Origin of the sequence: Mycobacterium shigaense, assembly GCF_002356315.1 — a bacterium.
GTDB classification, from domain to species: domain Bacteria; phylum Actinomycetota; class Actinomycetes; order Mycobacteriales; family Mycobacteriaceae; genus Mycobacterium; species Mycobacterium shigaense.
Genome location: NZ_AP018164.1, coordinates 1,097,005 through 1,123,247, shown reverse-complemented (window position 1 = coordinate 1,123,247; position 26,243 = coordinate 1,097,005). Strand labels below are relative to the sequence as shown.

The 26,243-nt window shown below is 68.7% G+C and carries 22 protein-coding genes and 1 pseudogene; 13 read left to right on the top strand and 10 right to left on the bottom strand.

Going from position 1 to position 26,243, the window contains the following annotated elements; genetic code table 11:
- Positions 1 to 28: 28 nt before the first annotated feature.
- Positions 29 to 2,680, top strand: coding sequence for an ATP-binding cassette domain-containing protein (locus tag MSG_RS05295; protein ID WP_096437692.1), 2,652 nt, complete (start codon positions 29 to 31; stop codon positions 2,678 to 2,680).
- On the top strand, positions 2,677 to 5,184 hold the full coding sequence (locus tag MSG_RS05290; RefSeq protein ID WP_096437690.1) for an ATP-binding cassette domain-containing protein: 2,508 nt from the start codon (positions 2,677 to 2,679) through the stop codon (positions 5,182 to 5,184). The genes MSG_RS05295 and MSG_RS05290 overlap by 4 nt, the downstream gene beginning before the upstream one ends.
- Before the next feature lie 2 nt (positions 5,185 to 5,186).
- On the opposite strand, the gene MSG_RS05285 is transcribed toward MSG_RS05290, so the two are convergent.
- From MSG_RS05285 to MSG_RS26090, 6 genes and pseudogenes are all read right to left on the bottom strand, one after another.
- Entirely contained in the window at positions 5,187 to 5,744 is a 558-nt protein-coding gene (locus tag MSG_RS05285; protein ID WP_096437688.1) for a pentapeptide repeat-containing protein, read from the bottom strand.
- Between the two features lie 5 nt (positions 5,745 to 5,749).
- Positions 5,750 to 6,322, bottom strand: a complete 573-nt coding sequence (locus MSG_RS05280) for a GTP-binding protein (protein WP_096437686.1) — start codon at positions 6,320 to 6,322, stop codon at positions 5,750 to 5,752.
- Entirely contained in the window at positions 6,303 to 6,677 is a 375-nt protein-coding gene (locus MSG_RS05275) for a DUF742 domain-containing protein (RefSeq protein WP_096437684.1), read from the bottom strand. Before MSG_RS05275 ends, MSG_RS05280 begins: the two co-directional genes overlap by 20 nt.
- Before the next feature lie 6 nt (positions 6,678 to 6,683).
- Entirely contained in the window at positions 6,684 to 7,088 is a 405-nt protein-coding gene (locus tag MSG_RS05270; RefSeq protein ID WP_096437682.1) for a serine protease inhibitor, read from the bottom strand.
- A 7-nt stretch (positions 7,089 to 7,095) separates the two neighbouring features.
- Entirely contained in the window at positions 7,096 to 9,792 is a 2,697-nt protein-coding gene (locus MSG_RS05265) for a sensor histidine kinase (protein WP_096437680.1), read from the bottom strand.
- A gap of 136 nt (positions 9,793 to 9,928) precedes the next feature.
- Positions 9,929 to 10,264 (bottom strand): annotated as a pseudogene (locus MSG_RS26090) (hypothetical protein); the annotation flags it as partial.
- A 35-nt stretch (positions 10,265 to 10,299) separates the two neighbouring features.
- Here MSG_RS26090 and MSG_RS05255 point away from each other — a divergent pair.
- From MSG_RS05255 to MSG_RS05245, 3 genes are read left to right on the top strand one after another with little or no spacing between them, the layout of a single operon-like run.
- On the top strand, positions 10,300 to 11,292 hold the full coding sequence (locus MSG_RS05255) for a phospholipase D-like domain-containing protein (protein ID WP_096437678.1): 993 nt from the start codon (positions 10,300 to 10,302) through the stop codon (positions 11,290 to 11,292).
- Positions 11,285 to 11,734: a chromate transporter gene (locus tag MSG_RS05250; RefSeq protein ID WP_096437676.1), complete on the top strand. Its 450-nt coding sequence runs from the start codon at positions 11,285 to 11,287 to the stop codon at positions 11,732 to 11,734. Before MSG_RS05255 ends, MSG_RS05250 begins: the two co-directional genes overlap by 8 nt.
- A 16-nt stretch (positions 11,735 to 11,750) precedes the next feature.
- On the top strand, positions 11,751 to 12,215 hold the full coding sequence (locus tag MSG_RS05245) for a tRNA (cytidine(34)-2'-O)-methyltransferase (protein WP_096437674.1): 465 nt from the start codon (positions 11,751 to 11,753) through the stop codon (positions 12,213 to 12,215).
- A gap of 31 nt (positions 12,216 to 12,246) precedes the next feature.
- Here MSG_RS05245 and MSG_RS05240 read toward each other — a convergent pair whose 3' ends face one another.
- Positions 12,247 to 12,891 carry a nitroreductase family protein gene (locus MSG_RS05240; protein WP_096437672.1) on the bottom strand — a complete coding sequence of 215 codons (645 nt, stop codon included), beginning with the start codon at positions 12,889 to 12,891 and terminating at the stop codon, positions 12,247 to 12,249.
- Between the two features lie 23 nt (positions 12,892 to 12,914).
- Between MSG_RS05240 and MSG_RS05235 the strand changes: the two genes are divergently transcribed.
- Positions 12,915 to 13,331 (top strand): TIGR03667 family PPOX class F420-dependent oxidoreductase, encoded by a 417-nt coding sequence (locus MSG_RS05235; RefSeq protein ID WP_096437670.1) that lies wholly within the window; start codon positions 12,915 to 12,917, stop codon positions 13,329 to 13,331.
- Positions 13,332 to 13,349: 18 nt separating this feature from the next.
- Here the strand turns inward: MSG_RS05235 and MSG_RS05230 are convergent, their stop codons facing one another.
- On the bottom strand, positions 13,350 to 13,685 hold the full coding sequence (locus tag MSG_RS05230; RefSeq protein ID WP_096437668.1) for a hypothetical protein: 336 nt from the start codon (positions 13,683 to 13,685) through the stop codon (positions 13,350 to 13,352).
- Positions 13,686 to 13,778: 93 nt separating this feature from the next.
- Positions 13,779 to 17,063 carry an error-prone DNA polymerase gene (locus tag MSG_RS05225; RefSeq protein WP_096437666.1) on the bottom strand — a complete coding sequence of 1,095 codons (3,285 nt, stop codon included), beginning with the start codon at positions 17,061 to 17,063 and terminating at the stop codon, positions 13,779 to 13,781.
- 159 nt (positions 17,064 to 17,222) lie between these two features.
- Between MSG_RS05225 and MSG_RS05220 the strand changes: the two genes are divergently transcribed.
- Positions 17,223 to 18,620, top strand: a complete 1,398-nt coding sequence (locus MSG_RS05220) for a wax ester/triacylglycerol synthase domain-containing protein (protein ID WP_096437664.1) — start codon at positions 17,223 to 17,225, stop codon at positions 18,618 to 18,620.
- Positions 18,562 to 19,722 (top strand): trehalose-phosphatase, encoded by a 1,161-nt coding sequence (gene otsB, locus MSG_RS05215; RefSeq protein ID WP_373421131.1) that lies wholly within the window; start codon positions 18,562 to 18,564, stop codon positions 19,720 to 19,722. Before MSG_RS05220 ends, otsB begins: the two co-directional genes overlap by 59 nt.
- Here otsB and MSG_RS05210 read toward each other — a convergent pair.
- Complete coding sequence (locus MSG_RS05210; protein WP_096437660.1) at positions 19,719 to 20,594, bottom strand: MaoC family dehydratase; 876 nt, start codon at positions 20,592 to 20,594, stop codon at positions 19,719 to 19,721. The two genes, otsB and MSG_RS05210, sit on opposite strands and share 4 nt — an antisense overlap.
- An 89-nt stretch (positions 20,595 to 20,683) precedes the next feature.
- Between MSG_RS05210 and MSG_RS05205 the strand changes: the two genes are divergently transcribed.
- The 5 genes from MSG_RS05205 to kasB all read left to right on the top strand — a co-directional run bounded on the left by MSG_RS05205 (position 20,684) and on the right by kasB (position 26,220).
- Positions 20,684 to 21,388, top strand: a complete 705-nt coding sequence (locus tag MSG_RS05205) for a histidine phosphatase family protein (RefSeq protein ID WP_096437658.1) — start codon at positions 20,684 to 20,686, stop codon at positions 21,386 to 21,388.
- 14 nt (positions 21,389 to 21,402) lie between these two features.
- Positions 21,403 to 23,406, top strand: a complete 2,004-nt coding sequence (locus MSG_RS05200; RefSeq protein ID WP_096437656.1) for an SDR family oxidoreductase — start codon at positions 21,403 to 21,405, stop codon at positions 23,404 to 23,406.
- A 14-nt stretch (positions 23,407 to 23,420) separates the two neighbouring features.
- Positions 23,421 to 23,849 (top strand): VOC family protein, encoded by a 429-nt coding sequence (locus MSG_RS05195; protein ID WP_096437654.1) that lies wholly within the window; start codon positions 23,421 to 23,423, stop codon positions 23,847 to 23,849.
- Between the two features lie 21 nt (positions 23,850 to 23,870).
- Positions 23,871 to 24,896, top strand: coding sequence for a nucleoside hydrolase (locus tag MSG_RS05190; protein WP_096437652.1), 1,026 nt, complete (start codon positions 23,871 to 23,873; stop codon positions 24,894 to 24,896).
- Positions 24,897 to 24,966: 70 nt separating this feature from the next.
- Positions 24,967 to 26,220, top strand: a complete 1,254-nt coding sequence (kasB, locus tag MSG_RS05185; protein ID WP_096437650.1) for a 3-oxoacyl-ACP synthase KasB — start codon at positions 24,967 to 24,969, stop codon at positions 26,218 to 26,220.
- Positions 26,221 to 26,243 lie beyond the last annotated feature (23 nt).

Genomic DNA, 26,243 nt, shown 5'->3' with positions numbered 1-26,243 from the left:
CGGAGGCCAGCAGCTAGAGTTGTCGTCGATGACTGCAGCAGGCGCGCCGGCGCTCACCGTTCGTTATGACGGGCAGGAACGCACCTTCGCCGCAGGCCATGACGTGGTGATCGGGCGCGACCTGCGGGCCGACATGCGTATCACGCACCCGCTGATTTCGCGGGCTCACCTGCTGCTGCGGTTCGACCAGGGCCGGTGGCTGGCGATCGACAACGGTTCGCTCAACGGGACTTTCGCCAACGGCCGCCGGGTGCCGGTCATCGACCTGCACGACGGCCAGAGTATCAACGTCGGCAATCCCGACGGCCCCCAACTGACGTTCGAGGTCGGGCGACACCAGGGCATGGCGGGCCGCCCGCCGCAGACGGAGTCGATGGGCATCCCGGTGCCGGCCGGGCCGCCCGCGACGGCGTGGCCGCCCTCGCAGAGCTCGGGCCAGCCCAGCCCGGCCCCGCCCGTCCCACCGCTGCGCGGCGGGACCCGCCCGGCGCCGATGCGGCCCCCCGGCGGTTCCGGTCAACCGCCGCGGCCACCCGGGCAGCCCGTGTATCCGACCAGCGGCGGCGGTGGCCGGCCACCCGCGCCTCCGCCCGGCCCGCCGCCGACCTTCCAGCCGTATGCGCCCGACCCGGGCGCCGCACAGCAGGCGGCACCGCGTACCCAGATGTCGCCGGTGCAGGCCAAGCCCCCCGAGGTGGCGAACCTCGCGACCAAGATGTTCCAGGCGTTGCTGCCGTCGCGGTCCGGGGCAATCCAGAAGCCGTCGGGCTCGTTGACGATCGGTCGCGCCACCGACAACGACCTGGTGATCCAGGACGTCCTGGCATCCCGCCACCACGCTTTTTTGACCCAGACGCCGCTGGGCACCGAGATCCGCGACGCGCACAGCGTCAACGGGACCTTCGTCAACGGCGTGCGGGTCGGCTCGGCGGTGTTGACCGAAGGCGACGTCGTCACCATCGGAAACGTCGACCTGGTGTTCAGCCGCGGCACCCTGGTGCGGCGCACCGAGGCCGCCACCCGCACCGGCGGCCTCGAGGTGAACTCTGTCTGCTACGCCGTCGACCAAGGCAAAAAGCAACTGCTCGACCACATTTCGCTGACCGCCCGCCCCGGCACGCTGACCGCCATCATCGGCGGGTCCGGTGCGGGCAAGACGACACTGTCGCGGCTGATCGCCGGGTACACCAGCCCGACGTCCGGGTCGGTCACCTTCGAGGGCCACGACATCCACAAGGAATACGCGTCGTTGCGCAGCCGGATCGGGATGGTCCCCCAGGACGACGTCGTGCACCGGCAGCTGACCGTCAACCAGGCGCTGGGCTATGCCGCCGAGCTGCGGCTGCCCCCCGACACCAGCAAGGCCGACCGTGACCAGGTGGTCGCGCAGGTGCTCGAGGAACTCGAGCTGACCAAGCACGCCGACACCCGCGTCGACAAGCTCTCCGGCGGTCAGCGCAAACGCGCCTCGGTGGCCCTCGAGTTGCTCACCGGTCCGTCGCTGCTGATCCTCGACGAGCCCACCACCGGCCTGGACCCGGCGCTGGACCGCCAGGTGATGATGATGCTGCGCCAGCTCGCCGACGCCGGCCGCGTGGTGCTGATCGTCACCCACTCGGTGTCCTACCTCGACGTCTGCGATCAGCTGCTGCTGGTCGCGCCCGGCGGCAAGACGGCCTTCCTGGGCCCGCCGGACCAGATCGGCCCGGCGATGGGCACCACCAACTGGGCCGACATCTTCGCCAAGGTCGGCGCCGACCCCGACGAGGCCAACCGCCGCTTCCTGGCCGAGAACAAGCCGCCGCCCCCGCGGTCGCAGGACAGCCCGGCCGGCGACCTCGGCGAACCGGTGCACACCGACGTGTTCCGCCAGTTCTCCACGATCGCGCGCCGCCAGATCCGGCTGGTGATCTCCGACCGCGGCTACACCGTGTTCCTGGCGCTGTTGCCGTTCCTCATCGGCGTGCTGACGCTGACGGTCCGGGGCAAGACGGGGTACGGCATGAGCGACCCGCTGGGCAACAATCCCGCTCAGCCGGACCAGATTCTGGTCATGCTCAACGTCGGCGCGGTGTTCATGGGCACCGCGCTGACGATCCGCGACCTCATCGGCGAGCGTCCCATCTTCCGCCGCGAGCAGGCGGTCGGCCTGTCGACCGCGGCCTACATGGGGGCCAAGATCGTCGTGTTCTCGGCGTTCGCGATCGTGCAGGCCGCGATCGCGACGGCCATCTCGGTGATCGGCTGGGGCACCCCGATCTCGCACGCCGTGCTGCTGGGCAATGTCAACTTCGAACTGTTCGTCACCGTGGCGGCGACGTGTGTGGGTGCGGCGCTGCTCGGCATGGCGCTGTCGGCGCTGGCCCAGTCGCAGGACCAGATCATGCCGATGCTGGTGGTGTCGATCATGAGCCAGCTGGTGTTCTCCGGCGGCATGATCTGGGTGACCGACCGCATCGTGCTCGACCAGTTGTCGTGGGTCACTCCCGCCCGGTGGGGCTTCGCGGCGTCGGCGTCGACGATCGACACCCACCGGCTGATACCGGGCCCCACCGACCCCAAGGATCAGCACTGGAACCACACCAAGAGCGCCTGGCTGTTCGACATGGCGATTCTCGGCGTGTTGTACGTGGTCTACGGCGCGATCGTGTGGTGGAAGATCCGACTCAAGCGACGATGAACAGCCCCGTGCAACCGGTGCTGACGGTTCGGTCGAACCGGTCCCAAGCCAGCTTCGCGCCCGGCCGCGACGTGGTGGTCGGCAGCGACCTGCACGCGGACGTACGCGTCGCGCATCCGGTGGTCGCCCGCGCGCACCTGCTGCTGCGCTTCGACCGGGGCCGCTGGATCGCGATCGACAACCACACCCAGAACGGGCTGTTCGCCGACGGCCGGCGGGTGTCCACGGTCGACATCCGCGACGGCCAGAGCCTGACGCTCGGCCTGCCCGACGGACCGCGGCTAAGTTTCGATGTCGGGCGCCACCAGGGCCCGGTGGGTCTGCGCCCGTTGACCACCGTGTCGGTCCCGACCATCGCTCCACCCCCGTTGCCGGCGCAATCTCCTGCGCAGGCGCCCCCGCGTCCGCAGCCCCAACCGCCGCCCGTGGCCAGGCCCCCGTCGGTCGGCCGGCCGCCCGGGCCCGTGCCGCCGCCGAGCGTCGACGCGCTGCACACCACCGCGGTTCCGATCATCCGGCCCGGCGCCGAGACCCAGGCCGTGCCCCAGCGGGGCGGCCGGTCCGGACCACCCGACGGGGACGCGACGCAGCCGGCCCAGCCCGCGACCGCGCGGGCAAGGATCGGTCGCGAGCTGGACAACGACATCGTCATCCACGACGTGCTGGCCTCGCGCCACCACGCGGTCATGGTCCCGACGCCCAAGGGCACCGAGATCCGCGACGCGGGCAGCATCAACGGAACCTTCGTCAACGGCAAGCGGGTCGGCACCGCGCTGCTGTCCGAGGGCGATGTCGTCACGATCGGAAACATCGACCTGGTGTTCGCCGGCGGTACGCTGGTGCGCCGCCAGGAGGTGGCCACCCGCGCCGGCGGCCTCGAGGTGCGCGACGTCGACTTCACCATCAACGGCAAGAAGTTGCTGGAAAAGGTGGCCCTGAGCGCCCGTCCCGGCACGCTGACGGCCATCATCGGCGGCTCCGGTGCGGGCAAGTCCACGCTCTCGCGACTGATCGCCGGCTACACCACGCCGTCAGCCGGCTCGGTCACTTTCGAGGGCCACAACATCCACACCGAGTACGCCACGATGCGCACCCGGATCGGAATGGTCCCGCAGGACGACGTCGTGCACCGCCAGCTGACCGTCAACCAGGCGCTGGGCTACGCGGCCGAGCTGCGGCTGCCCCCCGACACCAGCAAGGCCGACCGCGAACAGGTCGTCGCCGAGGTGCTCGAGGAGCTCGGCCTGACCAAGCACGCCGACTCCCGCGTGGAGAAACTCTCCGGCGGTCAGCGCAAACGCGCCTCGGTCGCGCTCGAGTTGCTCACCGGTCCGTCGCTGCTGATCCTCGACGAACCGACCTCGGGGCTGGACCCGGCGCTGGATCTGCAGGTCATGACCATGCTGCGGCAACTCGCCGACGCCGGCCGCGTGGTGCTGGTCGTGACCCACTCGCTGACCCACCTCGACGTGTGCGATCAGGTGCTGCTGATGGCGCCCGGCGGCAAGACGGCCTTTCTGGGCGCGCCCGACCAGATCGGTGAAGCGATGGGCACCACCAACTGGGCCGAGATCTTCGGCAAGGTGGGCGCCGACCCCGACGAGGCCAACCGCCGGTTCCTGGCCCGCAAGCAAGAGCTGCCGCCGCCGCAGGCGGAGGTGCCCGGCGATCTGGGCGCACCGGCGCACACCCACTTCCTCCGCCAGTTCTCCACGATCGCCCGCCGCCAGATGCGGCTGGTCGTCGCCGACCGCGGCTATTTCGCCTTCCTGGCGCTGCTGCCGTTCATCATGGGTGCGCTGTCGTTGACCGTGCCGGGCCACGCCGGGTTCCGCATGCCCGACGCGACCAGCGACACCCCGGACGAGGCCGCGCAGATCCTGACGCTGCTGTCCATCGCGGCCGTCTTCATGGGAACCGCGCTGACCATCCGAGATTTGATCGGGGAACGCCCGATCTTCCGCCGGGAACAGGCGGTCGGCCTGTCGACCTGGGCGTACCTCGGCGCCAAGACGACGGTGTTCTGCGCGTTCGCAATCGTCCAGTCGGCGATCACGACCGCCATCGTGCTGATCGGCAAGGGCGCGCCGAGCCAGCCGCCGGTGCTGTTGGGCAATTCGAGCCTCGAGCTGTTCGTCACGGTCGCCGCGACCTGTGTGGCCTCGGCGATTCTCGGGATGGTGCTGTCCTCGGTGGCCCGCTCCAACGAGCAGATCATGCCGCTGCTGGTCGTGTCGCTGATGCTGCAGCTGGTGCTGGCCGGCGGCCTGATCCCGGTCACCGGCCGCCTCTTCCTCGACCAGCTGTCCTGGGTGATGCCCTCGCGCTGGGGGTATGCGGCATCGGCGTCGACGATCGACCTGCGGGCGCTGGTCCCGGTCGGGCCGAAGGACAGCCATTGGGCGCACACCAGCAACGCGTGGCTGCTCGACATGGGCATGCTCGCCGTGCTGTCGGTGGTCTTCTCCGGCATCGTGTGGTGGCGCATCCGGCTGAAACGCTGAAGCTAGTCCGGCTTCGCGTCCAGCCGCAGGCCATGCGCCGCCGCGAAGGCCACCGCCTGACCGACGTCCACCCGGGCGCCCGCCAGCGTCGCGGTCCGCCACAACGCCGGGTCCACCGACGCCCCACGCAGGTCCGCGTCGTCCAGCCGGGTACCGATGGTCCGCGCGCCGGACAGGTCGGCGCCGCGCAGCACCGCTTTGCGCAGGTCCGTCTCCACCAGGCTGGTCTCGCGCAGCCGACAACCAGACAGGTCGACGCCCCGCAGGTCGTTGCCGCCGAGCACGGCGAGGGTGAAGTCCACCTCGTCGAACGTCATCGGCCGCAGCCGGCACTGCACGAACGTCGAACCCAGCAGGCTGCATTGCGCAAAGCTGCTGTGCCACAACAGAGTTCGCTCGAAAGTACAGTTACGGAATGCCGAGCCGCGGTGCTGGGACTCGGCCAGATTGGCGCCGCGGAAATCGCATTCGCTGAACACGGTACGCTCGGTGACCAGCCGGCTCAGATCTTCGTCGCGGAAATCGCGGCCGGAGAACTCGCAGTCGATCCAGTGCGCCAACGCGGTCAGGCCGTCAGGCTCTGCAGCGCGTATTCGCTCAGCGCGATCAGCGCGTCGGTGGCCGACCTGCGGTCCCTGGCGTCGACATTGAGCAGCGGGATATGCGGGGACAGGGCCAGGGCCTCGCGCACCGCGCCGACGGGATAGCTTGGCGCACCGTCGAACTGGTTGACGGCGACCAGGAACGGCAGGCCGCGGTGTTCGAAGAAGTCGACGGCGGCGAAGCTGTCCTGCAGCCGGCGGCAGTCCACCAGGACGATCGCGCCGATCGCGCCGCGCACCAGGTCGTCCCACATGAACCAGAAGCGCCGCTGACCGGGCGTGCCGAACAGGTAGAGCACCAGATCCTCGTCGAGGGTGATGCGGCCGAAGTCCATCGCGACCGTGGTGGTCCGTTTGTCCGGGGTGGCCTCGAGCATGTCGAGTCCGGCCGAGGCGTCGGTGACCATCTCCTCGGTGCGCAGCGGCATGATCTCCGACACCGAACCCACGAACGTCGTCTTGCCGGCGCCGAAGCCGCCCGCGATGACGATCTTGGTCGAGGCGGTGGCTGCCGGGTCAGAGGGCCTTGAGACCACGCAGCGTCCTTCCTATGAGTTCGAGGCGCTCAGCACGGGTCGATTGCCCGGTCAGGGTGCGGTGCACCCGCAGGAAACCGGACAACACCAGGTCGCCGACCAAGACACGCACGACCCCGACCGGCAGATCCAGCCGGGCCGAGATCTCCGCGACGGACGGGCTGTCGACGCACAGTTCGATGATCCTGCCCCTCGCGTCGCCGGCCAGCCATCGACGCGCCAGCCCGGGCTGCAGCGTCTGGACCGGGGCCTCGAGCGGTAGCTCGACACCGGCGTCGGTCCGCCCCGCCGTGAGGGTGTAGGGCCGCACCAGGCTCGCCTCGCGAGAGGGCGGCCGTCCCCTGCGTTCGTCCATCGCGGCTCACGAATTGACGGATGCGGAGCGGCGGGCGGACTGCACCACACCACCTACCCGTTCGACGAGAATGGCCATCTCGTAACCGATCTGACCGATATCGCAGGACGGCACCGCCAGCGTAGCCAGATGCGATCCGTCGCCGACGCGCATCAGCAGCAGATATCCGTTCTGCATCTCGACCACCGACTGCAGCACCTGCCCGCCGTCGAACAGCTGCGCGGCGCCGCTCGCGAGGCTGGCCAGCCCGGACGCCACCGCGGCCAGTTGGTCGGCACGTTCGCGGGGAAGCTGCTCGCTGGCGGCGATCGGCAGGCCGTCGACGGACACCAGCAACGCGTGAGCGACGCCGGGGACCTCGCGGGCGAATTTCGTCACCAGCCAGTCCAGTGCGCCGCCGGGCCCCGTCATCGCTGAGTCATTCCTGATCGGGTCCTTGCCTGGTGTGGCGGGCCTGCGAGCGTCCGCTGCGCACGCCGCCGAAGTGGTTGCTGAACGAGGCGCGAACCGCCTCCGGGTCGCGCACCGCAGCCGCGTGCTGGGGCTGTCGGCCATTCGATGCTACGAGGGGCCGCTCGTTGCCCTCATCAGGGGCACCCTGCTCGGGCGGATCGTCACCGCCGGCCGTGCCCGGCACCAGCCGGGCCCCCGGCGTGCGCACCGGCAGGCCGTAGTCGGCGGTGTGGGCGTCGACGGGCTTGTCCTCGGCCTCCGCGGCCAGCGACCAGCCGCGGTCCCACACCGACTGCCAATCCAGATCGGGGCTGTTCACCAGGTCGTGCGGATCGCCCATCATCTCCGAGAGCATCCGCCGGTAGATGACGTCGTCGTCGGCCGGGCCCTTGGCGGGCGTAACGGGCTTGGTGGGCTGAGTGGGCTTGGCGGCAAAGAAGGCAGACGTGTCCGACACCGTGCGCACCGGTTGCCGCGGCGGTGCGGGCGGCGGTGCGGGCGGCGGTGCGGGCGGGGGCCGCTGCGGTGGTCGGGGCGCCGCGGGTTGTTCCGGAACCCCGGAGATTCCGCTGGATCCGGGGCTGCGGCGGGGCAGCAGGGCGATGGGCGGCGCCGGCTCCGCGGATTTGGTGCGGTTCGTCGGCTGCGGCTCCGCCGGACGCTGGTCGGCGACGGCAGCGGCGGCCGTGCGCGCCGGGACCTCGCTGGCCAACTTGGCGCTCGGCGACGACACCGCCCCGATCCGCCGCGGCAGCCTCGCGGTCGGGGCCGCGTCAGCTCCGTCGAGCACCGACGCCGGCAGGTAGATCTCCGCGGTCGTGCCCGTGCCGGGTTCGTCCGGCGCCGGACCGCGCAGGCCCACCCGAATGCCGTGCCGGGCGGCGATCCGGCCGACCACGAAAAGGCCCATGTGACGGGCGTTGTCGGGATTGGCCTCGCCGCCGTCCTGTAGCCGCTTGTTGGCGATGCGCCGGTCGGCGTCGTTCATGCCCAGGCCGGAGTCGGCGATCCGCAGCACGACCCCCCCGTCCCCGCTGCGCCTTCCCGAGATCCGGACCGGTGTGGTCGGCGGCGAATAACGCAGGGCGTTGTCGATCAGCTCGGCGAACAGGTGGATGGCGCCGCCAGCCGCCGCGCCGACCAGCTGGCTGTCCGGCAGGTCGTCGATCTCGACCCGGCGGTAGTCCTCGACCTCGGACACCGCCGCGCTGATCACGGTTGACAGGCCGACCGGCTCGCGCTGATCGCGCGCGAGCTGCGCGCCGGCCAGGACCAGCAGGTTGGCGCTGTTGCGGCGCAGCCGCGCGGCCAGGTGATCCAGCCGAAAGAGGCTGTCGAGCCGCTCGGGGTCCTCCTCGTTGCGTTCCAGGCCGTCGATGAGCTGCAGCTGTTGGTCGACGAGCGAGCGGCTGCGCCGCGACATCGTCTCGAACATGTCGTTGACCAGCAGCCGCAACCGGGCCTCGTCGCCGGCCAACAGCAGCGCCTGGCTGTGCAGCTCGTCGACGGCGTGCGCGACCTGACCGATCTCTTCGGTGGTGTACACCGGCAGTGGAACCGGAATCGGCTCGGCCTCACCGGCTTTCACCCGCGCGACCTCTTCTTCGAGGTCGGTGTGCGCGACCTTGAGCGCGCCGTCGCGCAGCACCCGCAGCGGTACCACCAGCGCGCGCGCCACCAGCGAGACGACCACCAACGCGACGACGATGGCGGCCAGCACCACGACGGCGTCCAGGACGGCCGCGTCGCGACGCTCGGTGGCCTGGGCGTGCACCGCCTTCGTCACCGACGCCGTGGCGCCGTCGATCACCTGCTCGGCGATGCCGTCGGTGATCCGGATCGAGCGCAGCAGCTCGGGGTTGTCGACGAGCACGCTGGCCGGGTCGGACATGATCGCCATCCGGGTCAGCATCTGCTGCTGCAGCGTCTTGGCCTCCGGCGAGCCCACGCCCAGCACATCGCTCATCCCGAACAGCGTCGAGGGTTCGGTGCCGGCCAGGGTGATCATCGAGGTGCGCAGCTCGGGTTCGGGCAGCTCGGCGCCCCGGGTGATCAGGATCTCCTGCATCGTCATCTGCCCGCGGGCCCCGACCGCGCGGCTCAACCCCTGCGCCTCAGCGCGGATCTTCTCGTCGTCGGCGCGCACCGACGCGGTGATGGCGTCCTCGGCGGTCAACAGCAGCGGAGCGTACGTCGTCACCCGCTCGCGCACGCCGATGGTGTTGTCGGCGACCTTGGCCACCAGGAACTCGCCGGCGGTCAGCAGCGTCTCGACGCCCGAGCGGACGTCGGGGATCACGTCGGTGTCGGCCAGGCGCGTCCGCAGCTCACCCTTGCGGGCCTCGTAGTTCTGCTTGGCCCCCTCGACGTCGCGCCCGGTGGAGTTCGCCAGCAGCGCGACGTCCAGCGCCGACATGTATTTGGTGAGCGTGGGCAACAGGTCCGCCCGGGCGGCGGCCAGGCGCAGACCGCTGGAGTTGGCTATCGCTGCGTGGATCCGCAGGCCCCCGAAGATCGTTGCCAGGATCAGCGGGACCAGGACGATCGCCAACACTTTCCCGCGCACCGGCCAGTTGTTCGGCGACCAGGTTCGCGGGCGCTTGGCGGCGGATTCGGGCGCAGGCGCCTCGGCCGGGTCGGCCGGGCGGATGAACATGGTCATCTGATCGCGCCCAGGATCGGCGCTGACGAGGACGAGACGTTCATGAGACTTCCTGCACTATTCCCCCCGCGACGCGCAGAGGGCACGAGCGGTGATCACCTGGCAATTCGACGAGTATGACAGCCCGCGGCCTGGGTCACCAGAAGCGTTCCACGGAGATGCGGCGCAGCGGGTCTACCGCGGGCTTGGGGCGACGACCAGGAAGCCGGCCTCGTCGGTGAAAGTCGTTGAAAGGCCGCAGATCCCAGGTGGACAACAGCAGGCCGGGCGCGAGCCCGGCGTCCGCCGCGTCGTCGAGGGAAATCGGTGAACTCATATTCTCGGTGTGCGCCGAATCCGATCGCCGCGCGGCCGTCGGGGTGACGTGGGCATGCAACCGGGGCAGGTCAAGCTCGGCGAGGTCGCCGACGAACCAGATGCTCGGGTCGACCATGAGTCCATTATCCCGGCGCGTTCCGGTTCGGCGCTGACCGGTTATTTAAGTTGTTGCGGTGCTAACATTTTCGAATGTCCGCATTTGCGTGCCGGCTCATCGTAGAGCCCGACGACGGCGTGGAACCGGTCCGGGAATTCATCCAAAACGCGCAAAGCTCGCTGTTGATAAAACAATTCAACTTCACCGAGGAAGATCTGATCCGGACGGTAATTGACCGCAGCAATGCCGGTGTTGCCGTGCGCGTGATGCTCAACGCGGCCCGCTCGGGCGGGGATCGCGTCAACGACGGCACTTTCGAGTGCCTCGAAAGTGCGGGAATAGACGTCAAATGGTCCAGCCCACGGTTCTACGTCACTCACGAAAAGTCAATAGTCGCAGACGAAAAGGCGGCCATGGTGGCCACCTTCAATCTCAACCCCAAGTACTTTTCCCAAACCCGCGACTACGGAATCATCACGCAGGATCCGCAGCACGTCGCCCAGATCATCGAGGTGTTCGACATCGACTGGGAGCAGCGGGAGGCGACGCCCGCAGACCAGGACGGCCTGTTGTGGAGTAACTCGAATTCGCGGAAGCGGATGGCGCATTTCATCGACATGGCGCAAGACCGACTCGACATTCAGCATCCCAAGTATGTGGACGCGGTAATTCTCGATCGCATTGCGGCGGCCGCGCATCGCGGTGTGAAAGTACGCATTCTGCGCGGGGGGCGGCATGGAATCAGCGAATGGGACATTCTCGACACGTTCTCGTCGCTGCGGACGTTGCGGCGCTTCGACGGCGTGAAGGTCCACAAGCAGAAGAACCTGAGGGTCCACGCCAAGCTGCTGATGGTGGACAACCAGCATGCGTTGCTGGGTTCGATGAATATCGACCGCAGCGCGTTCGATTTACGGCGCGAGCTCGGCATGACGATCACCGATCCAACCGTTTTGAGGCGGTTGCGTGAAACGTTCGACGCCGATTGGGAGCTGTCCCAGCACTACGATCCGCCCGATCCGCTGGAACCGGCTGAGCATGTCGAGAAGGATTTCCCGCACGATCCAGAACTCCTGCATGAGTGAAATCAACCCGCCGCGCCAGCAGGTGTCGCGATTCGAGCTGGCGCGAACGTCCAATCACATCGCCCTAAGCTCGTTCGGCGGCGGGTTATCTGCTCGGTCCCGTGAGGTTTTGGTGGTCGAGAAGCACTGGATGGAGGAAGAGGAGTTTCTCACCGCCATGACCATGTGCCGGATACTCCCCGGCGCAAACCAGGTGAACGTCGCCGTCTTCGTCGGCACCAAGATGGGCGGCATCCTGCGGCATGCCATCGAAAGGGGATTCGCGCCGCTCACCGTGGGCCTGATCCTGGCCACCTCGCTGGTGATGAGTAGGGCCGCCGATCACGACTGGCGGGCCTATCTCCTGACCGGGACGTGCACCCTGATCTTCGTCTTCACCAAGACCAATCCACTGTTCGTAGTGGGCGCGACCGCGTTGGTCGGCTGTCTCGGCGTGGTGTGAAAGAGATGCCCAAGTTGTGTTCAAGCTAATGTTCGTGTCGCCGCGGATCCCGCCCAACACGGGCAACGCCATCCGCACCGCGGCGGCCACCGGCGCCGAATTGCATCTCGTCGAGCCGTTGGGCTTCGACCTGTCCGAACCCAAGCTGCGTCGGGCCGGGCTGGACTATCACGACCTTGCGTCGGTCACCGTCCACGCCACGCTGCAGGCCGCGTGGCAGGCGGTGCTGCCGGCGCGGGTGTTCGCGTTCACCGCGCACGCCGCGACGCTGTTCGCCGACGTCGAGTATCGGCCGGGCGACGTGTTGATGTTCGGCCCGGAACCCGACGGCCTAGACGCGGCGACACTGGCCGACAGCCACATCACCGCGCAGGTGCGCATCCCGATGTTGCCGGGTCGGCGGTCGCTGAACCTGTCCAACGCGGCGGCCATCGCCGTCTACGAGGCGTGGCGCCAGCAGCGTTATCCCGGAGCTGTCTAGCGGGCTGAGGAGTCGGGCAGCCCCCGCACCGTCACCAACTGTTCCAGTGGGTCAACTGCTCGGCGGGTAGCCGCTTGGCCCGCTTGAAGTCGGTGCCCTTGGTGTAGGCGATCGGGAACAGCCCGCCCTGGCTGTACTGCTCGAAGGGAATGCCGAGGATCTCGGAGACCTTGCGCTCACCCTCGCCGAGCAGGTGCAGCGTCGTCCAGCACGAGCCCAGGCCGCGAGAGCGCAGCGCCAGGCAGAAGCTCCACACCGCGGGAAACAGCGACGCCCAGAACGAGACGCCACCCAGCGGCGACTTGGTTTCCCGGCCCTCGATGCACGGGATCAGCAGCACTGGCACCTCGTGCATGTGCTCGGCGAGGTACATCGCCGAATCGACGACTTTTGGCATACGCTCACCTCGGGTGTCGCCCTCGGCATATGCCGGCTTCGGTGCGCTGAGGTAGGGCTGGGCGTGGGAGAGGTAGATGTCGGCGATCGCCTTCTTCTTGTCGGCGTCCTCGACGAACACCCACTGCCAGCCCTGCGAGTTCGATCCGGTGGGGGCCTGCAGCGCCAGCTCGAGGCACTCCATCAGCACATCGCGCGGCACCGGCCGGTCCAAGTCGAGGCGCTTGCGGACCGAACGGGTTGTGGCCAGTACTTCGTCGACAGACAAGTTGAGGGTCATAGTCGGAGGCTACATTCGCAGCTATGGGCATCGAATTCACACAAGAGGTTTCCAGCAGGCTGGAGACGGACAACTTCGGGTGGCTGACCACCGTCGCCAAATCGGGCCAACCGATACCCCGCCTGGTCTGGTTCTACTTCGACGGCACCAGGCTGACGGTGTACTCCATGCCGCAGGCCGGCAAGGTCGCGCACATCAAGGGGCATCCCCGGGTGAGTCTGAATTTGGATTCCGACGGCAACGGCGGCGGCATCATCGTCATCGGGGGAACCGCGACGGTCGATGCCACCGACGTGAATTGCAAGGACGACGAACGCTATTGGGCGAAGTATGGCGAGGCGGCCAAGGAACTCGAAGCGACCGAGGGCATCTCGATGGACGCGTTCAGCACGCGTTTGGCGATCATTCCGACCCGAGTCTGGACCACGCCCGGGGGCTAGTTGTGTGCCGCCGATAGCTCAGTCCGGCGGCGGACCGGGCGGAATCGCCCCGCCACAGCCACCGGGCGGTGGCGGGCCGGGCAGAGGTTCATCGCCACCGACGCAGTCGTAGTAGAACTGCGGGCCGACGATCCAGGTTTTCATCCACTGATGCCAAAACGACCCATCCGGATACTTTTCGCCGTCGCACACGGCCAAATTGCCGTAGCCCCATCGACCACCCGGACAGAAGCCCTTGGTCATGTCCGGCTGGTGCGGGTCGGGCAGATCGGCGCTGGCAGTCGCGGGAGAAAGAACAAGCGCCGCAGCACAACCCAATATCGCGCCGCCGCGGCGAGTAAGCCGGAATGCCATCTCGACTCCCTTGAAACTTTGGGTTCGATTAGTTTACGACGCGGCGGGCAACGGCCATATCGAATTGTCCGGCAATGGGCTCCTTGCGGGCAGTCAGCGAAAGTCGCGGGACTTCGAGCCGACGGACAGCGAAATGCGGCCCAACCGTTCGGCGACGACGGTGATCGCGCCGCTGGCGTTTTGCAGCTGCCCGCGGATCAGCAGCGCCGGCGCGGTGTTGGCCAGCTTGCGGTGTCGTGCCCACACCCCCGGCGTGCAGAGCACGTTGACCATGCCGGTCTCGTCCTCGAGGTTGATGAACGTCACCCCCTGCGCCGTGCCGGGTCGCTGCCGATGCGTCACCGCGCCGGCGATCAGCACCCGGTCGCCGTCGGGCACCGAGCCCAGCGCGCCGGCGGGCACCACGCCCAACGCATCCAGGTCGGCCCGCAGAAACTGGGTGGGATAGCTGTCCGGGGAGATGCCGGTGGCCCACACGTCAGCGGCAGCCAGCTCCAGCTCGCTCATCCCCGGCAGCTCCGGGATATGCGACGAGGACCCCACACCGGGTAGCCGGTCGGGACGCTGGGTGGCCGCTGCCCCCGCCGTCCACAGCGCCTCGCGCCGCGACATGCCGAAGCAGCCCAGCGCCCCGGCCGTCGCCAGCGCCTCGGTCTGCGGCACAGACAGCTGCAACCGGGTCGTCAGGTCAAGCAGAGAAGCAAAGGGGGCGTTCGTCTTTCGTTCGTCGATGAGTCGCGCGGCGAGGTCGTCGCCGATGTGGCGGACGGCGCCGAGCCCCAGCCGGACCTCGGTGCCGGCATTTTCCAGCGTGGCGTGCGCCAGGCTGGCGTTGACGTCCGGGCCGTGCACCCTCACGCCGTGCCGGCGGGCGTCGGCCACCAGCGACTGGGGCGAGTAGAAGCCCATCGGCTGGGCGCGCAGCAGCGCCGCACAGAACGCTGCCGGGTGGTGCAGCTTGAACCAGGACGAGTAGAAGACCAGCGACGCGAAGCTCAGCGCGTGGCTTTCGGGAAAGCCGAAGTTGGCGAAGGCTTCCAGCTTTTCGTAGGTCCGGTCGATCACGTCGTCGGGGGCGCCGTGCAGTTCGCGCATGCCGTCGTAGAACCGGCCGCGCAACTGTCGCATCCTCATTGTCGAGCGCTTGGATCCCATGGCGCGCCGCAGCTGGTCGGCCTCCGCGGCCGAAAAGCCGGCGCAGTCCACCGCGAGCTGCATCAGCTGCTCCTGAAAAAGCGGTACCCCCAATGTCTTTCGCAATGCCGATGCCATGGATGGGTGATCGTAGACGACCGGGTCGACGCCGTTGCGCCGCCGGATGTAGGGATGCACCGACCCGCCCTGGATGGGCCCCGGCCGGATCAGCGCGACCTCCACCACCAGGTCGTAGAACACCCGGGGCTTGAGCCTGGGCAGGGTCGCCATCTGGGCGCGGGACTCCACCTGGAACACGCCGACGGAATCGGCGCGCTGCAGCATCTCGTACACCGCCGGTTCGGACAGGTCGAGTTTGGCCAGGTCCACCTGGATGCCCTTGTGTTCGGCCACCAGGTCGATCGCATAGTGCAGCGCGCTGAGCATGCCCAGCCCGAGCAGATCGAACTTCACCAGACCGATTGCCGCGCAGTCGTCTTTGTCCCACTGCAGGACGCTGCGGTTGTCCATGCGCGCCCATTCCACTGGGCACACATCGGCGATCGGGCGGTCGCAGATCACCATGCCGCCGGAATGAATTCCCATGTGTCGCGGTAGGTTCCGGATCTGGGTCGCCAGGTCGATCACCGGCTCGGGAATGCCGTCGACATCGGGTGAGTCCGCCAACCCGCTCCAGTGGCTGATCTGCTTGCTCCACGCGTCCTGCTGGCCCTGCGAGAAGCCCAGGGCGCGGGCCATGTCGCGCACCGCGATCTTTCCCCGGTAGGTGATGACGTTGGCGACCTGGGCGGCGTGGTCGCGGCCGTATTTGTCGTAGACGTACTGGATGACCTTTTCGCGCTGGTCCGATTCGATGTCCATGTCGATGTCGGGCGGCCCGTCGCGAGCCGGCGACAAGAAGCGCTCGAACAGCAGCTCGTTGGCCACCGGGTCCACGGCGGTGACCCCGAGGGCGTAGCAGACCGCGGAGTTGGCCGCCGATCCCCTGCCCTGGCACAGGATGTTGTTGTCCCGGCAGAACCGGGCGATATCGTGAACCACCAGGAAGTAGCCCGGAAAGCTCAAGTGTGCGATGACTTTCAGCTCATGCTCGATCTGGGCGTAGGCGCGCGGCGCGCTCTCGGGAAGTCCGTAGCGGTCCCGCGCCCCCGTCATCGTCAGCTGCCGCAACCAGCTGTCCTCGGTGTGCCCGGCGGGCACGTCGAACGGCGGCAGCTGCGGCGCGATCAGCGCCAGCCCGAACGCGCACTGCTCACCGAGGTCGGCCGCGGCGCTCACCGCATCGGGGCACCACGCGAACAGCCGGGCCATCTCGTCGCCGGAGCGCAGGTGCGAGCCGCCCAGCGGGGCCAGCCATCTCGCGGCTGCATCCAGCGACTGCCGCGCCCGGATCGCGCCCATCGCCATGGCCAGCCGGCGCCGCGACGGCCCCGCGAAGTGCGCCCCGGTGGTGGCGACGACGCCGACCCCGAACCGCGGCGCGAGCGCGGCCAGCACGGCGTTGCGTTCGTCGTCGAGCGGATGGCCATGCTGGGTCAGCTCGATGCTGACCCGGTGCGCCCCGAACCGATCCACCAGATCGGCCAGCGCCCGCTGCGCCGCGTCGGGACCTTCGGCGGAAAGCGCTTGACGTACATGGCCTTTGCGACAGCCGGTCAGGATGTGCCAGTGGCCGCCCCCGGCCTCGGTGAGCGCGTTGAAGTCGAAGCGCGGCTTGCCCTTCTCGCCGCCGGCCAGATGCGCCGCGGCCAGCTGCCGCGACAGCCGCCGATACCCTTCCGGGCCGCGAGCCAGCACCAGCAGATGCGGCCCGGGTGGATCCGGCGCCTCGGTGCGCGCGGTCGATCCCAGCGACAGCTCGGCGCCGAACACGGTGCGCACGTCGAGTTCCGCGGCCGCCTCGGCGAACCGCACCGCCCCGTACAGACCGTTGTGGTCGGTCAGCGCCAGGGCCCGCAGATCCAGCCGGGCGGCCTCCTCGACCAGCTCCTCCGGCGTGCTGGCTCCGTCGAGAAAGCTGTACGCCGAATGCGCGTGCAACTCGGCATACGCGACGGACGAGCGCTCCCGCCGCCCGGCCGGTGGTTCGTACACCTCCCGCTTGCGCGACCAGGGGGCCTCTTCCGGGAGTTCCGCCCGAACCGGCGTGCCGGCGTGCCGCGGCTTGCTGTCGAGCAGCCGCTCCATTTCCGCCCAACTCCGCGGCTCATTGCTGAAACCCACACCCGGAGTCTATCGAATAGATGTTCGATTAGCCGCGGTGCTCAAGAAGTTGTTAAAGAGGTTTTCAACTTCTAAACAGGTTCTTAACGCCCTGGGCCTACCGCCCACGGGACTCCGCAACGGATACTGGCATAGGGCTCAACCGGGTGGGGACGAAGGATGGCACGGCTGAACGCGTCGCGGGATACGGGTTTACGCACCGCGAACACGGATCGGCAAGCGAGAATGGCGATCGGTGCCGTCGCCGTCGTCGACGGCGCGGTGCCCGACTTCGAGCAACTGAAAAGGATTCTGGCGGAACGCATCCGGTCAATACCGCGGTGCACTCAGATACTGCGGTTCAACGCCTTCAACGGCGACCGACAGTGGACCGAAGATCCGGAATTCGACGTCGCCCACCACGTGCGCCGCATCGCGGCACTGCGTCCGGGCGATGAGGCCGACCTGTCTCGGGCCATCGCCCACGCGCTGGAGCGGCCCCTGGCGAGAAATCGCCCGCTGTGGGAGTGCTGGGTCATCGAAGGCCTGAAGGGCAAACAGTGGGCGATCTTGATGAAGATTCACCACCATCTCGCCGACGGCACGTCCGCAGCCCAGCTACTCACCCGGCTCTGCGACGATGCCGACAGCGAGGCTTTCGCCAATCGCGTTGCCGGCAAGGATGTTTCACCGGAGGACACCCCACAGCGAGGCTGGGTCGACACCCTGTGGCGGGCCTCGGCCGTCGCCGGCGCCCTCACCAACACGGTGACGGCAGCGGTGTGGCCCGCGGCGCTGACGTCCACGCTCGGGACGACGGCGACCATGCGGCGCTATCAAACCGTGCGGATTTCTCGCACCGCCGTCGAGCACGTGTGCGACAAGTTCGGCGTGACCCCCAACGACGTCGCGCTGGCCGCGATCACCGAGGGCTTCCGGAACGTGTTGCTGCACCATGGCGAACAGCCCCACGCGCAGTCGCTGCGCGTGCTGGAGAACACCGACGATCGCGGCTCGGGCATGCTGCCCTACCTGCCGGTGGAACACGACGATCCGGTTGCGCGACTGCGCAGCGTGCACAGCAAACTGAACCGGCCCCGGCAGGACATTGCGCCCAGCGTCTCCATCGCGGACCTGGCCACCAGCCTTCCTCCAGTGGTGTTGTGCGCCAAGGCGGTTGAGCTGATCAAGCGCCGGCTCCCGCAACCCGGCATCGTCACATTGGCCACCAACGAGCCCGGCCCGCGGCACCGGCTGGGGCTGATGGGTAAGACCGTCCAACGCCTGCTGCCGATTCCACCCACGGCCGCCGAACTGTCCCGCGGTGTCTCGGTACTGAGCTACGGCGACGAACTGATTTTCGGGATGACCGCCGACTACGACGCCGCACCCGAACTCGCACTGCTCGCCGCCGGCATCAAACGGGAGATGGCACGGCTAGTGGCACTCAGCGACGACTCCGTGCTGCTGTTCACCACACGGCGGCGCAAGCGCCCGGCCCGCGGTGGCGTCGCCGCCCGTGAGAAGGTGGGTCGTGCCCGAGTTGGAGCCGCCGACCATCGACCCACGCCGCCATGACGCGGTGCTGTTCGGAGACCATGTAGGGGATGCCGCGGCCGCGTTGGTCCGGCAACTGCGGCAGATCGGCGTCGGCGCCGCCACGTTCGCGTCGAACCCCGCGGGCCTTCGCCAGGCCGTTGAGCGGCTGGGCACGCGCGCGGGACGCACCGTGGTCGTCGCCGACGACGCGGCGGGCGTGGCGGCCGGGCGCAACGGCGGATTCGCGTTGGTCATCGGGGTCGGGGATCCCGACGCCCTGCGCGGCGCGGACACGGTGGTCGCCGACGTGCGCGACGTCGGCGTGCGAACCGGGGACCGGCGGATGTCGCAGCTGCCCGACGCATTGCAGGCTCTCAGCGGCGACCTGACCGTCGAGTCACCCGCGGTGTTCTTCGACTTCGACGGGACCCTGTCCGACATCGTCAACGACCCCGACGCGGCTCGGCTGGTCGCCGGCGCCGGCGAGGCGTTGCAGGAGTTGGCCGCGCGGTGTCCGGTCGCCGTGCTATCCGGGCGCGACCTCGCCGACGTGCGCACGCGCATCGGCCTGCCCGGCATCTGGTATGCGGGCAGCCACGGCTTCGAACTGACGGCCCCCGACGGCACGCATCACCAAAACGACGCCGCGGCCGCGGCCATCCCCGTGCTCGAGCGGGCGGCCGCCCAGCTGCGCGAGCAGCTCGGGTCGATTCCCGGTGTCGTGGTGGAGCACAAACGATTCGGCGTCGCCGTGCACTACCGCAACGCCGCCCGCGATCACGTCGCCGAGGTCGCGGCGGCGGTCCGATCAGCGGGCCAGCGCGACGCGCTGCGGGTGACCACCGGGCGCGAGGTCATCGAACTGCGTCCCGACATCGACTGGGACAAGGGCAAGACTTTGCGCTGGGTAATCGACCATCTGCACCGGGCCGGATCGGGCTCGCTGACGCCGGTCTATCTCGGCGACGACATCACCGACGAAGACGCGTTCGACGCGGTGCGCGAGGACGGCATACCAATCCTGGTGCGGCACAACGACGATGGCGACCGAGCCACCGCCGCGCGGTTCGCGTTGGACAACCCGGCGCGGGCCGCCGAGTTCACCGAACGGCTGGCTCGCCGACTCGCCGCCCCGGCTTAGCCCTCGACGTATTCCACCTCGCCGTCGTCAAGCACCACCCGGCCGGCCTCGGCCCCCTCGGCGCCCGAAGCCTGCGTGCGAAACACCGCCTTGCCCGGCCCGGTCCGCCAGATCAGCGTGGTCAGCGTCTCGCCGGGGAACACCGGCGAGCTGAACCGCGCCGCGATCGAGGTGACGTTGGCCGCGATGCCCTTGCCCAGCTCGGCGACCAGCGCTCGACCCGCCACCCCGTAGGAGCACAGCCCGTGCAGGATCGGCTTGGGGAATCCGGCCAGCTCCCGGGCGAACCACGGATCGCTGTGCAGCGGGTTGCGGTCACCGGAGAGCCGATAGATCAGCGCCTGGTCCTCCCGAGTGGGCAGCGCGACCGTGGCGTCGGGCTCACGATCCGGAAATTCCGGCGCGATCGGCCGCTGCCCCGGCTGCCCGCCGAAACCGCCCGCGCCCCGGACGACGAAGGTGGTCGAGGTCTCGGCGATCAGCTTGCCGGAGTCCGGATCGGTCCCGCGGCCGCGCAGCATCACGACCGCGTTCTTGCCCTCGCCCTTGTCCTGAATGTCGGTGACCTCAGAGACCACCGACAGCTTCCCGGCGGGCGGCAACGGCGCGTGCAGCCGGACACCCTGCGACCCGTGTAAGAGCATGGCCCAGTTGAATTTTCCGATCTTGCCGGCCGCGCCGAACGCCGGAGAGCAGATCACGGCGTAGGTGGGCAGCACCTGCTGGGCGATGTCGTGGCTGTTCTCGGTGGTGAAAGACAGGTCGTCGAGGCCGGCGCCGACGCCGAGGGCATACAGCAGCGTGTCCCGGTCGGTCCACTCGAAGTCCATCGGTTCGCTCACCGCGCCGACCGTGCTCGGGTCGATCGCCATCCGAGTCTCCTCTCGTCAGATTGCAGCTTTTGTCCCCCCAACCATCCCAAGCCCTTCCCCCGGGGCCGCCGGCAGGGCAGGCTATCGACATGCGCAAGCGCACCATCCGGGGCAAAGCGGCAGCGGTGCTGACCGCGGTACTGGTAGTCGGCGCCTGTGGGGGATCGCCGCAGGCACGCAGCATCACGCTGACGTTCATCCGGCACGCGGAGTCGGAGGCGAACGCGAGCGGCACCCTCGACACCTCGGTGCCGGGCCCTGGCCTGAGCCAGCAGGGCAAGACACAGGCCGAAGAGGTCGCCCATCAGGCCGGCCACAACAAGTTCGACGGCGTGTACGCCTCCACGATGGTGCGCACCCAGCAGACCGCCGCGCCGCTGGCCGGCGAGCTCGGCAAGCAGGTGGAGGTCCTGCAGGGCATCCAGGAGATCAGCGCGGGCTGGTACCAGGGCAAACCGGTGTCGATCGAGCCGTCGACCTACCTGCTGGCGCCGGCGGACTGGATCCGCGGCGACATGCAGGACCGCATCCCCGGGTCGGTCAGCGGCAAGGAGTTCAACGACGAGTTCACCAGGGCAGTGCGGAAGGTGTACGACAGCGGCCAATCCAATCCGGTGGTGTTCTCGCACAAATTCGCGATCGAGTACTGGACGCTGCTGAACGCGAAGAATGCCAAGGACAGCCTGCTGACCACCCATCCGCTGCCCAACATCGGGCGCGTGGTGCTCACCGGGAACCCGATCACGGGCTGGACGATCGTGGACTGGGACGGAGTCCGGAACTTCTCGGGCTGATCTACCATGGCGCCATGCGCTATGTCGTTACCGGCGGTACCGGGTTTATTGGTCGGCGCGTCGTTTCCCGCCTGCTTCAGACGCGGCCGGACGCCCAGGTGTGGGTGCTGGTCCGCCGCCGGTCGCTGGGGCGCTTCGAACGACTTGCCGCCGGGTGGGGTGAACGGGCGAAACCGCTGGTCGGCGAGCTGCCGCAGCTCGAGCTGAGCGACGAGACGCTCGCCGAGCTGGGCCGGGTCGATCACGTGGTGCACTGCGCGGCGATCTACGACATCACCGTCGGCGAGGCCGAACAGCGGGCCGCCAACGTCGAGGGCACCCGCGCCGTCATCGCGCTGGCCCGGCGCCTGGATGCCACGCTGCACCACGTGTCGTCGATCGCCGTGGCGGGCGACTTCGCCGGCGAATACACCGAGGACGACTTCGACGTCGGACAGCAGCTGCCGACGCCCTACCACCGGACGAAGTTCGAGGCCGAGTTGCTGTTGCGGTCGGCACCCGGCCTGCGCTACCGCATCTACCGCCCGGCCGTGGTGGTGGGCGACTCGCGGACGGGTGAGATGGACAAGATCGACGGCCCGTACTACTTCTTCGGGATATTGTCGGCGTTGGCTCGACTGCCCAAGCTGACCCCGATCCTGCTGCCCGACACCGGTCGCACCAACATCGTCCCGGTCGACTACGTCGTCGACGCGCTCGTCGCGCTGCTGCACACCGCGGACGCCGACGGCCGTGCCTTCCATCTGACCGCACCGAAAAGCATTGGGCTGCGCGGCATTTACCGCGGTGTGGCGAAGGCGGCCGGCCTGCCGCCGCTGCGCGGGGCGCTGCCGCGATCGATGGCCACCCCGGTGCTCAAGGCGAGCGGGCGCGTCAAGGTGCTGCGCAACATGACCGCCACCCAGCTGGGCATCCCGGCCGAGGTGCTGGACCTGGTCGACCTGGCGCCCACGTTCGTCAGCGATCAGACACGGGAGGCGTTGTCCGGCAACGGAATCGAAGTTCCCGAGTTCGCCGGCTACGCGCCCCGGCTGTGGCGCTACTGGGCCGAGCAGCTGGATCCCGATCGGGCGCGCCGCGACGACCCGCAAGGCCCGCTGCATCGCCGGCACGTCGTCATCACCGGCGCATCGAGCGGTATCGGCCGCGCGTCGGCGATCGCGATCGCCGAACGGGGCGCCACGGTGTTCGCGCTGGCCCGCAACGGCGCCGCGCTCGACGAGCTGGTCGCCGAGATCCGCGCGAACGGCGGCCAGGCGCACGCGTTCACCTGCGACGTCACCGACACGGTGTCGGTCGAGCACACCATCAAGGACATCCTGGGGCGCTTCGGCCACGTCGATTACCTGGTGAACAACGCCGGCCGGTCGATCCGCCGCTCGGTGGTCAATTCCACCGACCGGCTGCACGACTACGAGCGGGTGATGGCGGTCAACTACTTCGGCGCGGTGCGGATGGTGCTGGCGCTGCTGCCGCACTGGCGCGAGCGCCGGTTCGGCCACGTCGTCAACGTCTCCAGCGCCGGGGTACTGGCCCGCAATCCGCAGTACAGCTCGTATCTGCCGACCAAGGCGGCGCTGGACGCGTTCTCCGACGTCGTCGCCGCCGAAACGCTGTCCGACCACATCACGTTCACCAACATCCACATGCCACTGGTCAAGACACCGATGATCGTGCCCTCGCAGCGGCTCAACCCGGTGTCGCCGATCAGTCCGGAGCGCGCCGCGGCGATGGTGGTGCGCGGCCTGATCGAGAAGCCGGCCCGCATCGACACCCCGCTGGGCACGCTCGCCGAAATCGGCAACTATTTCGTGCCCGCGACCTCGCGGCGCATCCTGCACCAGGTCTATCTGGGCTACCCCGATTCGGCTGCCGCGCGCGGGCTTTCGCCCATCGAGCCGAACCCGGCTCCGGCGCAACGTAAGCCGAGTCATCCCGTCCGCAAGGCTGCCCGGGGCATCGGGGTTCCGCGGCCCGTCCGCAAAGCGATCCGTCGGGTGCCCGGAGTGCACTGGTAGAAAGGGAGGTCGGCATGGTCGACATGCACCTCGAGGTCCACGTCGTCCCGGTATCCGACGTCGAGCGGTCCAAGCGGTTCTACCAGAGTCTGGGGTGGCGACTCGACACCGACGTCGCGCCCGGGGACGACGTCCGAATCGTCCAGTTCACGCCCCCGGGCTCGGCCTGCTCGATCACGTTCGGCACGGGAATCACGCCGGCAGCACCCGGTTCGGCCCAGGGAGTGCTGACCGTCTCCGAAATCGAATCAGCTCGCGCGGATTTCGTCAGTCGTGGCATCGAAACGAGCGCCATCTGGCACGGCGTCCCGTTCCCGCAGGAGGCGCGGCTGCCCGGACCCGACCCTGAGCACACCAGTTACCAGTCGTACTTCTCCTTCACCGATCCCGACGGCAATCGATGGCTGGTCCAGGAGGTGACGACACGGGTCGTCGGCCCTTAGCTCCCGGGTATCGTTCCCTCGGTGAACCCCGTCTTCCTGGACGTCGACACCGGCGTCGACGATGCGCTGGCCATCATCTACCTGTTGGCCAGCCCCGGCACCGATCTGGTCGGTATCGCCTCGACGAGTGGAAATGTTGCGGTACAACAGGTTTGCGAAAACAACCTCGGGCTTCTCGGCCTGTGTGCGCGCGGCGACATCCCGGTGTCGAAGGGTTCCGAGGACACCCTCAGCGGGCCGCTGTGTCCGCCGTCGCGGGTGCACGGCCCCCGGGGGCTGGGCTATGCCGAGCTGCCGCCCACCACCGGCCGGCTCACCAGCTACGACTCCGCGACGGCGTGGGTGCAGGCGGCGCACCGCTTTCCGGGCGAACTGATCGGCGTCGCAACCGGCCCGCTGACCAACCTGGCGCTGGCGTTGCGCGCCGAACCCGAACTGCCGACGCTGTTGCGCCGGCTGGTGATCATGGGCGGCTCCTACGACCACCGGGGCAACACCACCGCGGTGGCCGAGTGGAATATCAGCGTCGACCCCGAGGCCGCCCACGAGGTGCTCACCGCCTGGCCTGTGAAAGTCTCTGAGCCGCAACAGTTGCCGATCCTATGCGGACTGAACCTGACCCGTACCGTCGAGCTGACACCGGAAATCCTGACGAGACTGGCGGCCGCCGCGGGGTCGATGACCACGCCATTGAGCGGGCACGACGAGCGCGGCACCCGGTCGACGGCCGACAATCCGCTGATCCGGGTGATCGAGGACGCGACCCGGTTCTACCTGGAGGGCTACCACGACAACGGGCACGGGTATCTCGCGCATCTGCACGATCCGTTGGCGGCCGCGGTCGCGCTGGATCCGGAGCTCGTCGTGACGCGCCCGGCCATGGTGGAGGTCGAGCTCGCGGGCACGCTGACCCGCGGCATGACCGTCACCGACTGGTCGGGTCGGCGAGGACCCAATGCGCACATCGGCGTCAGTGTCGATCAGGCGGACTTCTTCGACCGGTTCATCGAGCGAGTTGGACCGTTCGCGCGGCGGCTGGCCTGGTGACCTCGGCGCCTGTGCAATAGTTGCCTATGGGGTGCGGGGTTACGTCAGCCAGTACGAAAGGACCTGCGCAATGACGAAGCTGGTCACGGGGAAAGCGCTGCCGAATGTTGTGGTCACTGGCGTCGCCACGACGACCGCGCTGGCCACCGACGCCGAGACTACGTGGAAGTTGTTGCTGGACAGCCAAAGTGGAATCCGCACCCTCGACGACACGTTCATCGATCACTATGACCTGCCGGTGCGCATCGGCGGGCACCTGCACGAGGACTTCGACCAGGGGCTGACGCGCGCCGAGCGGCACCGAATGGGTTGGCTACAGAAGATGTCCGCCATCTTGAGCCGCCGGGTTTGGGAGAACGCCGGTTCGCCCGAGGTCGATCCCAACCGGTTGTTGGTGTCCATCGGCACCGGCCTCGGCTCGGCCGAGCAAATCGTGTTCAGCTACGACGACCTGCGTGCGCTGGGGCCAAAGGCGGTCTCCCCGCTCGCGGTGGCGAAGTACATGCCCGACGGCCCGGCCGCGGCGATCGGGCTGGAACGGCGCGCCAAGGCGGGCGTGCTGACATCGGTGTCCGCCTGCGCGTCCGGTTCGGAGGGCATCGCCCGGGCCTGGCAGCAGATCGTGCTGGGCGAAGCCGACATCGCCGTTTGCGGCGGCGTCGAGGTCAAGATCGAGGCAGTGGCGATCGCGGCATTCGCGCAGATGCGGATCGTCCTGTCGACCAAGAACGACGACCCGGCCGGGGCGTGCCGCCCGTTCGACAGGGACCGGACCGGCTTCGTGTTCGGCGAGGCCGGGGCGCTGATGACGATCGAGACCGAAGAGCACGCCAAGGCCCGCGGCGCCAACATCTTGGCCCGCATCATGGGCGCCAGCATCACCTCGGACGGCTTCCACATGGTGGCACCGGACCCCAACGGCGAGCGCGCCGGACACGCGATGACCCGCGCGATCCAGCTGGCGGGCCTGACGCCCAACGACATCGACCACGTCAACGCCCACGCCACCGGCACTCAGGTCGGCGACCTGGCCGAGTCCAAGGCCATCAACCGGGCGCTCGGCAACAAGATCCCGGCGGTCTACGCGCCCAAATCCGCGCTGGGCCACTCGGTGGGGGCCGTCGGCGCGGTGGAGTCGATCCTGACCGTGCTCGCGTTGCGCGATCAAGTGATCCCCCCGACCCTGAACCTGGAAAACCTCGACCCGGAGATCGACCTGGACGTGGTGGCCGGCAAGCCACGGCCCGGGAACTACGCGTACGCCCTCAACAACTCGTTCGGCTTCGGCGGTCACAATGTGGCGATCGCCTTCGGTCGCTACTGACGGCAGCGGCACTGGTCGAAACA

Bases quoted from the DNA above. Each gene is read 5' to 3' on its own strand.
- MSG_RS05295 (WP_096437692.1), top strand. From the start codon at position 29: ATGACTGCAGCAGGCGCGCCGGCGCTCACCGTTCGTTATGACGGGCAG.
- MSG_RS05290 (WP_096437690.1), top strand. From the start codon at position 2,677: ATGAACAGCCCCGTGCAACCGGTGCTGACGGTTCGGTCGAACCGGTCC.
- MSG_RS05275 (WP_096437684.1), bottom strand. From the start codon at position 6,677: ATGGACGAACGCAGGGGACGGCCGCCCTCTCGCGAGGCGAGCCTGGTG.
- MSG_RS05270 (WP_096437682.1), bottom strand. From the start codon at position 7,088: ATGACGGGGCCCGGCGGCGCACTGGACTGGCTGGTGACGAAATTCGCC.
- MSG_RS05265 (WP_096437680.1), bottom strand. From the start codon at position 9,792: ATGACCATGTTCATCCGCCCGGCCGACCCGGCCGAGGCGCCTGCGCCC.
- MSG_RS05255 (WP_096437678.1), top strand. From the start codon at position 10,300: ATGTCCGCATTTGCGTGCCGGCTCATCGTAGAGCCCGACGACGGCGTG.
- MSG_RS05250 (WP_096437676.1), top strand. From the start codon at position 11,285: ATGAGTGAAATCAACCCGCCGCGCCAGCAGGTGTCGCGATTCGAGCTG.
- MSG_RS05240 (WP_096437672.1), bottom strand. From the start codon at position 12,891: ATGACCCTCAACTTGTCTGTCGACGAAGTACTGGCCACAACCCGTTCG.
- MSG_RS05235 (WP_096437670.1), top strand. From the start codon at position 12,915: ATGGGCATCGAATTCACACAAGAGGTTTCCAGCAGGCTGGAGACGGAC.
- MSG_RS05230 (WP_096437668.1), bottom strand. From the start codon at position 13,685: ATGGCATTCCGGCTTACTCGCCGCGGCGGCGCGATATTGGGTTGTGCT.
- MSG_RS05220 (WP_096437664.1), top strand. From the start codon at position 17,223: ATGGCACGGCTGAACGCGTCGCGGGATACGGGTTTACGCACCGCGAAC.
- MSG_RS05210 (WP_096437660.1), bottom strand. From the start codon at position 20,594: ATGGCGATCGACCCGAGCACGGTCGGCGCGGTGAGCGAACCGATGGAC.
- MSG_RS05205 (WP_096437658.1), top strand. From the start codon at position 20,684: ATGCGCAAGCGCACCATCCGGGGCAAAGCGGCAGCGGTGCTGACCGCG.
- MSG_RS05200 (WP_096437656.1), top strand. From the start codon at position 21,403: ATGCGCTATGTCGTTACCGGCGGTACCGGGTTTATTGGTCGGCGCGTC.
- MSG_RS05195 (WP_096437654.1), top strand. From the start codon at position 23,421: ATGGTCGACATGCACCTCGAGGTCCACGTCGTCCCGGTATCCGACGTC.
- kasB (WP_096437650.1), top strand. From the start codon at position 24,967: ATGACGAAGCTGGTCACGGGGAAAGCGCTGCCGAATGTTGTGGTCACT.